Here is a 10,791-nt window from a genome sequence, read left to right on the forward strand (position 1 = left end):
TGAGACGACCGATGAGCCTGCAGACACGGCTGATGACCGCCGTGATCGGGTTCGTATCGCTGATCCTCATCATCGTCGCCGTCATCACCAGCGCGACGCTGGGCAAGACCATGGAGGACCAGCTCGACCAGAAGCTGAACAACAGCGCGCACGCGCTGGTGAGCGTCACCGAGGCCTTCGACCCGTCTTCGGCGACCGCGCAGAACGTGCTTCTGGCCGGCCGCTACTCGCCGCCGGCCGGGCTCCTGTTCGTCGTCTCGAGCCCCGTGACCGGCTTCAGCGGTTCGCTCGTGAAGAGCACCGCCGCCGACGAGCTCAGGGGCACCCTGCAGCCGCTGACCGGCGAGCAGCTGAGCGAGATCGCCGCCGCACTGAAGGGCACGTCCGTCGCCACGGTCTCCCTCACCGACCTCGGCTCGTATCGGGTCATGGCACTGCCCTCGACCAACGGCGTCCTCGCCGTGACCGGGCTCCCCCGCGATGAGATCCAGAGCCAGCTCACGCAGTTGCTCACCGTGATCGCCCTCGCCACGATCGGCGGTCTGATCCTGCTGGCGCTCACGACCGCGATCACCATCCGGGTGAGCCTGCGCCCGCTCCGCGCCGTCGCGGTCACCGCGACCAGGGTCGCGAATCAGCAGCTCGATCGGGGCGAGGTCACGATCACCGAGCGGGTGCCGGCATCCGAAGCCGATCCGCGCACCGAGACCGGCCTGGTCGGCGCCTCACTGAACAAACTCCTCGACCACGTCAACGCCTCGCTGGCCTCGCGACAGAAGAACGAGGAGCGGATGCGCCGGTTCGTCGCCGATGCCAGTCATGAGCTGCGCACGCCACTCGCCTCCATCCGCGGGTACTCCGAACTGTCGCTGCGCGCACTGCACCGGCATCCGGCCGCGGAGCAGGGGCCCGAGGTCATCGAGAGCACGACCTCATCGCTGGAGCGCATCCAGGCGCAGTCTCTGCGGATGACCCGTCTCGTCGAGGACCTGCTGCTGCTCGCACGGCTCGACGAGGGGCAGGAGCTGGTCTACGGCACCGTCGACCTCACCCAGCTGGCTCTCGAAGGACTCTCGGATGCTCGACCGACGGCCGCCGACCACCACTGGAGCATCGAGGTGCCGGACGAGCCCGTCACGGTCGTCGGCGATGCGGGCCGGATGCACCAGGTCGTCGCGAACCTTCTCGCGAACGCCCGGACACACACGCCTGCGGGCACCAGGATCACCCTGAGCGTCGCGCGGGAGGGTGACGACGCCGTGCTGCGCGTGCACGATGACGGTCCCGGCATCGATCCCGCCATCCGCGATGAGCTCTTCGCACGCTTCGCCCGCGGCGACAGCTCCCGCGCTCGCCAGACCGGAGGGACCGGACTGGGCCTGGCGATCGTCAAGGCCATCGTCGAGGGCCACCACGGAACGATCTCCGTGGCCAGCGACCCCGGCGACACCACCTTCACCGTGCGCATCCCGGTCAACCCCGCGGCCACGACCGCCGAAGACGACGCGTCCGAAGCCTGACGGCCGGCCGGTCTGCTCCGCCACCCGCGGCGTCCTGCCATCCGCCGCATCCGTTCGCGTGCACACGTGTCGGGAGAATGCACGGCGGTCGGAGCATCTCACGGTGATTCGTCCGACATCCGTCCGTTCTCCCGACCGATGCTCACACGCGTGACCGCGAAGACGTCAGCCTCGGGCGCGCAGGCGTGCGACGGCGGCGAGCACCGCGGCCTCGACAGTGGGCCAGGCGTGGACGATCTGCGCGTAATCGAACCTCAGCGTCTCGTAGCCGAGAGCCGACGCTGCCGCATCCCTCACGAGATCACGGTGGCGATGCGCGGGGCCGTCATGGTTGCCCTTCCCATCGGCCTCGAGGATCAGACGTCCGTCGAGCACGAAATCCACTCTCCCGACGGTCGGGATGGTCACCTGGCAGTCCAGGCTGATGCCGTGCAGGTGCAGGCGCAGCCTGAGCAGCGACTCGAGGCCGCTGTCGGCATCCGATCGCGCCAGGTCGATCAACCAGTGCGCGCGGGCCGGTAGTCGGCGACGGATCCGGCGCAGCGCCGCACCGTTGATCTTCTGTTGCACCAGTGCGGACTCGACAGCAGCGAAGAACGCCTCGTCTCCGGCGCACCGGTAGACGTGGATCAGCACCTCCTCCAGCGGCGCGAGTCCGACACCGGCGTGCCCCGCGTCGTAATGCGCGACACATTCGCACTGCGCGTGATGGGTGCGACCCTTCGCCCCTAGCCAGACGTGAACAGGTCCACCGGGATCGAGCGCCCAGACGCCGTGCAGACGCAACGCGTGCGCGCAGGTGAGGGCCCCGCCGTGCGCGGCGGCCTCAACCACGCTCGTGTCTGCGTTCGGCGCGGCGAACACTCCTGTTCTCACACGGATCAGGGCACCGGCACGAACCGCGCTCGCGCGCATCCGACGATCGATTCCGTACTTCTTAAGCTGTGTTCCCCGGACGACTCCGCCATGCAGGCCTGTCGCGGATAGAGCGCTGAGCATCCACCGATCCTGATGCCCCGAAACGGCTGAGCGAGCTCGATTCCGCCGTTGTGAGCCGATCCGAGGTGGATGCGGGATGTGCAGAAGTGGATGCGCCGTGCACTTGTCGGGAGGATGCACAGATGTCGGGCAGCTCGCGGCGATTCATCCGACATCCGTCCGTTCTCCCGACGGGTGTACCGGCCGGGACGGATGGGCCGGCCGGTACAGCCGGATCAGTAGCCGGCGAAGGCGTCGGTCGTGAGGGCGCGGGCCTTCTGCAGCGCGGGAGCGAGGTCGGCGATCAGGCGCGGGGGCCCGGAGATGAACGCGTGGCGGCTGCCGAGGTCGGGGACCGTGCGCTCCAGTGTCTCGGCGTCCAGTCGTGCGCCCTGCGCCCAGGCCCAGTGCGCGGGCAGGTCGAGCGGCTCGTCGCGGGTGAACACGACCGTGCGCACGCCGGTCGCGGCGAGCTCATCGCGGAAGGCGAGCTCGGACGCCTCGGATGCCACGTACACGAGCACCACGTCGCGCTGCTGCCCCGCGGCCTGGAGCTGCCGCAGCTGGGAGACGAACGGCGTCACGCCGATGCCCGCGGCGACCATCAGCACCGGGTGATCGCTGCGCGGCAGGATGAAGTCTCCCCAGGTGCCCGTGACCGCGAACGTCGCGCCCGGCTCCGCAGCGGCGAGAGCCCGCTTGTAGCTCGACGGATGCTTCTGGTCGCCGTTCTTGTAGGCGATGCGCAGCGTCGGGAGGTCTGCCGGCGCCGACACGATGCTGAACTCCCGCCGGGTGCCGCGCGCGTCGGGGCGGTGATGCGGGACGTCCAGCTCGAGGTACTGCCCCGGGAGGAACCGGACCCGACCCCGGGCTCGGAAGGTCAGCTCCTGCGCGGTCGGGGTGATGAATTCGCGTCGTTCGAGCACGAGCCGCACGGACCCGCGCAGCGCGAAGGCGAAGGCCACCAGGTTTCCGATCAGGAGAGCCCGCTCCTGGCCGAGTGTGAACAGGCCGGCGACCGAGATCGGCCATCCCGCGAGAAGACCCACCACGACGGCCACCACGAGCTGCTGACGGCGACGCGGCGGAAGCGTGAGCGGCTCGGAGAGCATGAACGCCCCGAGGAACAGGAACGGCGACTGCAGCACCGCGAACTGCAGCGCGGTGAGCACGTCGAAGCCGATGTCGAACTGCACGGCCTGCACGGCCTGGCGCACGACCGAGGTGGCGACGGCGACCAGCACGAAGACCAGCACCACCCGCACCTTCTCGGTTCGCCACAGCACCGCGAGGCCCAGGATGAGCACGGGGATGGTCAGCACCGGAGTCCCGACCCACCAGGACGACGAGGTGCCCAGCCACTCGAACGCCCCGAAGGCGCCGAGGATCGAGACGACGGCCGCACCGAAGGCCGCCGGGTTGAAGATGTGTCGACCGCGCCATGCGATCAGGTACTTCGACACGCTCGCGACGGCTCCGGCGAGGGCGAGCCCGAGAAGGGCGCCGAGCTCGACGCCGGGGCGGAGCACGAACAGCAGGATGAGCGCCGTGACGAGGGAGGATTCGATGCGCCACGGGAGCCGCAGGATGCGCTGGGCGACGGCGTCGACGACCGAGATCACGATCGCGAGCACCAGGAAAGACGCCACCATCTCGAGCGGCGTGGGCGAGACGATCACCCCGAGCATCGAGAGCGCGAACGCGATCACGGCGAGGGCGATCAGGGCGAACAGCACGAGGCGATACATCGACAGCGACCCCAGGACCGCGAGGACCCGCTGTCGTGCGGCGGCGAATGAGGTGATCACGTTCTCCACTCTTCCCTAGTTCGGCGCGGCGGGGCGCGTGTTCGCCCCCGCGATGAACAGTTCCGCGGGGCAGCCGGGCGAGCGCTGCACCCGGCCGTCGGTGCTCATCCTCACCCATTCCACACCCCAGGCGCCGGCGAGCTCCGGTCCGCCGTCGAAGAACAGCGCGGTCGAGACGGCATCCGCCGTCATCGCGTCGGGGGCCAGCGCCCAGGTCGCCGCCCACGTGCGCACCGGCAGCCCGGTGCGGGCGTCGAGCACGTGGTGCAGTCCGCTCCCCCACGCCCGCCGGTTCACCGCGGAGGCGCACAGCGCCTGGTCGCGCACCTCGACGACGCCGATCGCCTTCGTCGCGTCGTACGGATGCTCGAGCCCGATCCGCACACCCGATCCCCGCACCCGGATGTCGCCGCCGGCATCGACCACCACATCGCCCGGAACGTCAGCGAGCGTGTCGATCACGAGGTCGACCAGTCGCCCCTTGCCGAGGGCGCCGACGTCGAGGAGGGCAGGGGCGGATGCCGCGACCTCGCCGGTCGTCCACGACACCTGCGCCTGCCAGGCCTCCGGAGCACGCACCGGGTCACCGCCGACGAGCGAATAGCCCGCGTCGTACCCGAGCGCTTCGAGACTGACCGCCACGAGCGGGTTGACGGCGCTGCCCGTCGCCGCCGAGAGCTCGCGGTACGCATCGAGCATCGGACCGGCGTCCGGCGAGGCGAAAGAACCGCCCTCCCGGCCGAGCCGCGTCACGTCCGAGTCGGCGCGGAACCGCGACCACTCGCGGTCGAAGCGCTCGATCTCGGCGTCGACCGCCGCACGCACGGAGTCCGCGAGCGGAGCCGTCGTCTCGATCTCCCAGTGCGTTCCGATCGCCTCGAAGCGCCAGCTCGCCATGCGGGCTCAGGCGCCTAGGCGGCCGCCTGCTCCTTGATCGACTCGACGGCGTCGTTGAATCCGCCGCTGGTGAGCGAGGAGCCGGCGACCCGGCTGACGTTCAGGTCATCGATCGACTTGCCCTCGACCTCGTCGGCGATGCCGTCGATGAACTGACCCTGATACTGCTCGGTCTCGGGGGCCTGCGGGTCGCCCGTGACCTCGACGTCGGTCACGACACCGTCGGCGAGGGTCAGCGTGACGGAGATCTGCTCGACAGTCTCGGGCGTCTGGTACGAACCGTCGGCCGTGTAGGTGCCGTCGGCGTAGGTGGCGGTGGCGTCGCCACCGGAGGACTCCGACGAACCGGCGTCCGGCGTGCTGCCGGTGTCGTTCGAGGCGTCACCCGCGTCGGCGGGGCCGGAGCATCCGGCGAGGACGAACAGTCCCGCGATCCCGAGGATCGCGGATCCCTTGCGGACAGAGGTCGGTACGGTCGTGCGGATCATGCTGGTCCTCCCGGCGCGGTGTCTGTCGACGGGATCGCCGACCCTTCGACCGTAAGCACCGCGTCTATGCGCGGGCTGTGCCGTGACGATGCGTTACGCGTCGCCGCCGAACATGCTCGTCACGGAGCCGTCTTCGAAGACCTCGTGGATGGCGCGGGCGAGCAGCGGAGCGATCGGGAGGATCGTGAGGTTGTCCCATCGGCGCGACTCGGTGAGCGGGATCGTGTCGGTGATGACGACCTCGTCGATCGACGAGTCCTGCAGGCGATCGGATGCCGGGTCACTGAAGATCGCATGGGTCGCCGCGACGATCACACGGTGCGCCCCGGCTGCCTTGAGCGCCTGGGCGGCCTTGACGATCGTGCCACCGGTGTCGATCATGTCGTCGACGAGGAGGCAGGTGCGCCCCTCGACCGTGCCGACGATCTCGTGCACGGAGACCTGGTTGGCCACCTTCGGGTCACGGCGCTTGTGGATGATCGCGAGCGGAGCACCGAGGCTGTCCGACCAGGTGTCGGCGACGCGCACACGACCCATGTCGGGCGAGACGACCGTGAGGATCTCGCGGTCTGCCGGCGAGAGCGTGCGCTGGAAGTAGTCCAGCAGCACGGGCTTGGCGAACAGGTGGTCGACGGGCCCGTCGAAGAAGCCCTGGATCTGCGCCGCGTGCAGATCGACGCTCATGACGCGATCGGCACCGGCCGTCTTCAGCAGGTCGGCGACGAGGCGGGCACTGATCGGCTCACGACCGCGGCCCTTCTTGTCCTGACGCGAATACGGATAGTACGGAGCCACGACGGTGATGCGCTTGGCCGAGGCGCGCTTGGCGGCGTCGATCATGATGAGCGTCTCCATGAGCCACTCATTGACCGGCTCGCCGAACGTCTGGATCAGGAAGAGATCGACGCCGCGGATCGAGACCTCGAAGCGCGCGTAGATCTCACCGGAGGCGAACGTGCGGTGCTCGACCGGGGCGATCTCCGTGCCGAGCGCCTCGGCGACGGCCGCCGTGAGCGCCGGGTGCGAACGCCCGCCCGCGACGACGAGTCGCTTCTTCGTCTTCGCGATGATGCCGGGAGCCACGCCGTTGTCGCGATCCAGATCGACCGTCTTCTTCTTGCGCGCCATGCTCCGCCTATTCCGCCGAATTCTCGCGGGACGCAGCATCCGCCGCGCCCGTCCCTGCTCTGTTCTTCGCGACCCAGCCTTCGATGTTGCGCTGGGGTGCGACGGTCATGGCCAGTGCTCCGGCCGGGACATCCTTGCGGACGACCGCGCCGGCGCCGGTCTTCGCGCCAGCTCCCAGCCTAACGGGCGCGACGAGCACCGTGTGCGAGCCGGTGTGCACCTCGTCGCCGATCTCGGTGCGGTGCTTGTTCACGTCGTCGTAGTTCGCCGTGATGGTGCTCGCACCGAGGTTGACGCCGCGGCCGATCGTGGCGTCGCCGACGTAGGAGAGGTGCGGGACCTTGCTGCCCTCGCCGATCTCGGCATTCTTCGTCTCGACGTAGGCGCCGATCTTGCCCTTGGCGCCGAGGACGGTGCCGGCACGGAGGAACGAGAACGGGCCGACCGTGGCCTCCGCGCCGATCACGGCGAGGGTGGCATCCGTGCGACGGACGGTCGCGTCCTCGCCGACCTCGCAGTCGACGAGGGTCGTGTCGGGTCCGATCACGGCGCCTGCGGCGATGAACGTGGCACCCAGGATGTGGGTGTTCGGAAGGAGCGTGACGTCGGGCGAGAGCTTCGCGTCGTCGTCGATCCAGGTGGTGTTCGGGTCGATGACGGTGACGCCCTCGAGCTGCCAGCGACGCACGATGCGCTGGTTGAGCAGGCGACCGACCTCGGTCAGCTGTGCGCGGTCGTTCACCCCGAACGTCACCGAGATGTCGGAGACGACGGATGCCGCCACCCGGTCGCCGTCGCGGCGGAGCAGGCCGGGCACATCGGTCAGGTACATCTCGCCCTGCGCGTTGTCGAGACTGAGCTGCGGCAGGTAGGTGCGCAGCGTCGAGGCCCGGAACACGTACATCCCGGCGTTGATCTCGCGGACGGCGGCTTCTTCCGCACTCGCGTCCTTCTGCTCGACGATGCGGTCGACCCCACCGTCGGCATCGCGGACGACGCGTCCGTAACCCGTCGGGTCGTCGACCAATGCGGTCATCAGCGTGGCCGGCGCGCCGGACGCACGGTGCTCCTCCACGAACGCGGAGAGCGTGTCGGCGTCGGCGAGCGGGCAGTCTCCGGAGAGCACGAGCACATCGCCCTCGAAGTCGCCGGGAAGGGCGTCGACCGCCACCTGCACGGCCCGCCCGGTTCCCGGCACGTCGTCCTGATCGACGAACACCGCGTCGGGGTAGTCCTTCGCGAGGGCCGTGACGACCTGATCGCGCTCGTGTCGCACGACCACCTCGACGTGCGCGGCGTGCAGCCGCCCCGCGGTGGTGAGCACGTGCCCCACCAGAGGACGTCCGCCGATCGGGTGCAGCACCTTGGGCAGACGCGATTTCATGCGTGTGCCCTGGCCTGCAGCGAGGACGATGATGGCGAGATTGTTCCCAGTCATGCTCCGCCGCCAGGACTCGAACCTAGACCTAACAGCTCCAAAGGCTGTCGTGCTGCCATTACACCACGGCGGACCGCGCCGCCCAGGAGGGCACCGCGGGGTCAAGTCTGCCATGCTCCGGCCTGTGTTCCGATGTGCGCGGATGACGGCCGCCCTGCGCCGTCATGGTTCGGAAACACTGCTCTGGAATGCTGACACCATGAGCATCGTGATCGAAAGGGTCGAGACGGCGACCCCGGCCCTCGCAGAATTCCTGGTCGCCCACCACGCCGAGTTGGAGCACACCGCACCCGCGGAGAGCCGTCATGCGCTGGTCTTCGAGCGCCTGCTCGCCCCCGGTGTCCGGCTCTTCGCCGGCTCGATCGACGACCGCCCCGTCGCCACCGGCGCGCTGGTCACGGTCGAAGACGGCCACGAGGAGCTCAAGTCGATGCGCACCGATCCGGCGCTGCGCGGCCGAGGACTCGGGAAGTCGATGCTGGCCTTCCTCCTCGCCGATGCGCAGGAGCGCGGCATCCGCCGACTCTCGCTCGAGACCGGCAGCGACGACTTCTTCATCCCCGCACGCGGGATGTATGCGGCGGTCGGGTTCCGTGAATCGGGCCCGTTCGGCCGTTACCTCCCCGACCCGTACAGCACCTTCATGACCCTCGACCTGCCGGAGGCGTCCGTCGCGCACGACCCGCACACGCGATAATGGGCGGATGAGCGAGGTGGATGAGGTCGACCGGATCGTCGGCGCGTGGAACACGCAGCGTCCCGACCTCGACTTCTCACCCCTCGAGGTGCTCTCCCGGATGGACCGCCTCTCGCGCCATCTGGACCGCGCCCGCCGCGACGTGTTCCGTCGCAGCGACCTGGAGCACTGGGAGTGGGACGTGCTCTCGGCCCTGCGCCGCGCAGGCGCGCCGTTCCAGCTCTCCCCCAAGCAGTTGCTGCAGCAGACCCTGGTCTCGAGCGGCACGATGACCAACCGGATCGACCGACTGGTCGGCCGCCGCTTCGTGCGCCGCGAGGCCGACCCCGGCGACGGACGCAGCGTGCTGGTGATCCTGACCGACGACGGGCGCATCCGGGTGGACGCCGCCATCACCCGCCTCGTCGACGTGGAGGCCGACCTGCTGCAGGCCCTCTCGCGCTCGGACCGGGATCGCCTCGCCGGACTGCTGCGCAAGCTGAGTCTGAGCTTCGACACGTGAGCGGCTGCTCCTGAGCTCGCCGCGCCGCTGTCTCAGCGTGCGGGTTCCAGGAGCAACCGGCGGTTCTTCTCCGGGACGCCGACCGGAAGACCTGCGACGATCTCGGCGACGGTGACGCCCGCCAGCGACTCTCGCCATGCCTCGTGCGCCCGGCGCATGACCGCGGCGAGCGCACAGGGCCGTGTGCAGTCCTCGGGTCGCGCCGCCCCGCGCCCCTGCTGCCGCAGCTCACGGCAGACGTAGGGATCGGCGGCGCCGTCGACCGCGGTGACGAGGTCGAGGATGCTGATGCGCTCCGGCTCCCTGGCCAGGCGGAACCCACCGCGGGGTCCGGTGCTGCCGGTGAGGATGCCGGCGCGCACGAGCTTGGCGAGCTGCTTCGACAGGTACGGGCCCGGAACACCGAAGTGCTCTGCCAGCTGCGCCCCGGAGACGGTCGCCCCTCCGGGGAGCTGCGCGATCACGGCGACCGTGTGCAGCACCCATTCGGATGTCTCCGGAAGTTTCACTTGCCCAGTGTATCCACCTCCCCCTATTGTGGACACGTAATATCCATGATTGAGGAGTGAGCATGCGCATCGCAGTGGCTGGTGGAACGGGCCGGATCGGACGACTGGTCGTGGCGGAGCTAGCGCGAGCCGGACACGTCGCGGTCTCCCTGAGCCGCGGCGAGGGAATCGATCTGCTCACCGGCGTCGGTCTGCGCCAGCGGCTCGAGGATGTCGATGCCGTGATCGACGCGACCAATCCCCCGGTCGCCGACATCGCCGAGGCGGAACACGCCTTCGCGACGATCACCCGCAACCTCCTCACGGCCGAGACCGAGGCGGGCGTCGGCCACCATGTCGCGCTGTCGATCGCCGCACTCGACTCCGTCGCCGGAAACCCGCACTACTTCGGCAAGCGCGCCCAGGAGCGCGAGGTCACCGCCGGCGCGATGCCCTTCACGATCGTGCGCGCCACCCAGTTCCACGACTTCCCGGCGATGATCGCGGAGTGGACCGTCGTCGACGGTGAGGGGATCGTCCCTCCGCTCCTGCTGCAGCCGATCGCCCCGGCAGACGTCGCGGCCGCGCTGGTCGCGACCGCCGTCGAAGCGCCGCTCTCCGCATCGTTCGACATCGCGGGGCCGCGCACCGAGGACGCGGTCGACATGGCTCGCCGCACCCTCGCGGCGCGCGGACGAGAGCTGCCGCTGCGTGCCGCGTGGCGAGACGCCGCGCTCGGCGTCGAGTTCGCCGGAGAGGTCCTCCTCCCCGCTCCCGACGCTCGCCTGGCTCCGACGTCGTTCGACGACTGGCTCGCTGCGGGCGCCCTCTGACCGACGGAGAA

11 protein-coding genes and 1 tRNA gene are annotated in these 10,791 nt (G+C 69.7%); 4 read left to right on the top strand and 8 right to left on the bottom strand.

Annotated elements, in window-relative coordinates:
* Positions 1-11: 11 nt before the first annotated feature.
* Positions 12-1,520, top strand: a complete 1,509-nt coding sequence (locus J7E45_RS17045) for a cell wall metabolism sensor histidine kinase WalK (protein WP_215070914.1) — start codon at positions 12-14, stop codon at positions 1,518-1,520.
* Positions 1,521-1,685: 165 nt separating this feature from the next.
* On the opposite strand, the gene J7E45_RS17050 is transcribed toward J7E45_RS17045, so the two are convergent.
* From J7E45_RS17050 to J7E45_RS17080, 7 genes are all read right to left on the bottom strand, one after another.
* Entirely contained in the window at positions 1,686-2,354 is a 669-nt protein-coding gene (locus tag J7E45_RS17050; RefSeq protein ID WP_308162173.1) for a DUF559 domain-containing protein, read from the bottom strand.
* A 380-nt stretch (positions 2,355-2,734) separates the two neighbouring features.
* Positions 2,735-4,309, bottom strand: coding sequence for a flavodoxin reductase (locus J7E45_RS17055; RefSeq protein WP_215070919.1), 1,575 nt, complete (start codon positions 4,307-4,309; stop codon positions 2,735-2,737).
* 15 nt (positions 4,310-4,324) lie between these two features.
* The gene (locus tag J7E45_RS17060; protein WP_215070921.1) at positions 4,325-5,206 is read right to left on the bottom strand and encodes an FAD:protein FMN transferase; all 882 of its coding nucleotides are present in this window, start codon (positions 5,204-5,206) and stop codon (positions 4,325-4,327) included.
* 14 nt (positions 5,207-5,220) lie between these two features.
* On the bottom strand, positions 5,221-5,694 hold the full coding sequence (locus tag J7E45_RS17065) for an FMN-binding protein (RefSeq protein WP_091030931.1): 474 nt from the start codon (positions 5,692-5,694) through the stop codon (positions 5,221-5,223).
* Between the two features lie 93 nt (positions 5,695-5,787).
* Positions 5,788-6,822, bottom strand: a complete 1,035-nt coding sequence (locus tag J7E45_RS17070) for a ribose-phosphate diphosphokinase (RefSeq protein ID WP_029262597.1) — start codon at positions 6,820-6,822, stop codon at positions 5,788-5,790.
* 7 nt (positions 6,823-6,829) lie between these two features.
* Positions 6,830-8,260 carry a bifunctional UDP-N-acetylglucosamine diphosphorylase/glucosamine-1-phosphate N-acetyltransferase GlmU gene (gene glmU, locus J7E45_RS17075; protein WP_215070923.1) on the bottom strand — a complete coding sequence of 477 codons (1,431 nt, stop codon included), beginning with the start codon at positions 8,258-8,260 and terminating at the stop codon, positions 6,830-6,832.
* 1 nt (position 8,261) lies between these two features.
* Positions 8,262-8,333 (bottom strand) — tRNA-Gln (locus J7E45_RS17080).
* Positions 8,334-8,459: 126 nt separating this feature from the next.
* On the opposite strand from J7E45_RS17080, the gene J7E45_RS17085 reads away from it, so the two are divergent.
* Together J7E45_RS17085 and J7E45_RS17090 are read left to right on the top strand one after the other, a co-directional pair.
* Positions 8,460-8,957, top strand: coding sequence for a GNAT family N-acetyltransferase (locus J7E45_RS17085; RefSeq protein ID WP_091031289.1), 498 nt, complete (start codon positions 8,460-8,462; stop codon positions 8,955-8,957).
* Positions 8,958-8,964: 7 nt separating this feature from the next.
* Complete coding sequence (locus J7E45_RS17090; protein ID WP_091030941.1) at positions 8,965-9,459, top strand: MarR family winged helix-turn-helix transcriptional regulator; 495 nt, start codon at positions 8,965-8,967, stop codon at positions 9,457-9,459.
* Positions 9,460-9,491: 32 nt separating this feature from the next.
* On the opposite strand, the gene J7E45_RS17095 is transcribed toward J7E45_RS17090, so the two are convergent.
* Complete coding sequence (locus J7E45_RS17095; protein WP_091030945.1) at positions 9,492-9,968, bottom strand: Rrf2 family transcriptional regulator; 477 nt, start codon at positions 9,966-9,968, stop codon at positions 9,492-9,494.
* A gap of 62 nt (positions 9,969-10,030) precedes the next feature.
* Between J7E45_RS17095 and J7E45_RS17100 the strand changes: the two genes are divergently transcribed.
* Positions 10,031-10,780, top strand: coding sequence for an SDR family oxidoreductase (locus tag J7E45_RS17100; protein WP_167634503.1), 750 nt, complete (start codon positions 10,031-10,033; stop codon positions 10,778-10,780).
* Positions 10,781-10,791: the final 11 nt, after the last annotated feature.

Source organism: Microbacterium sp. ISL-59 (assembly GCF_018613945.1).
GTDB lineage: Bacteria > Actinomycetota > Actinomycetes > Actinomycetales > Microbacteriaceae > Microbacterium > Microbacterium oxydans_B.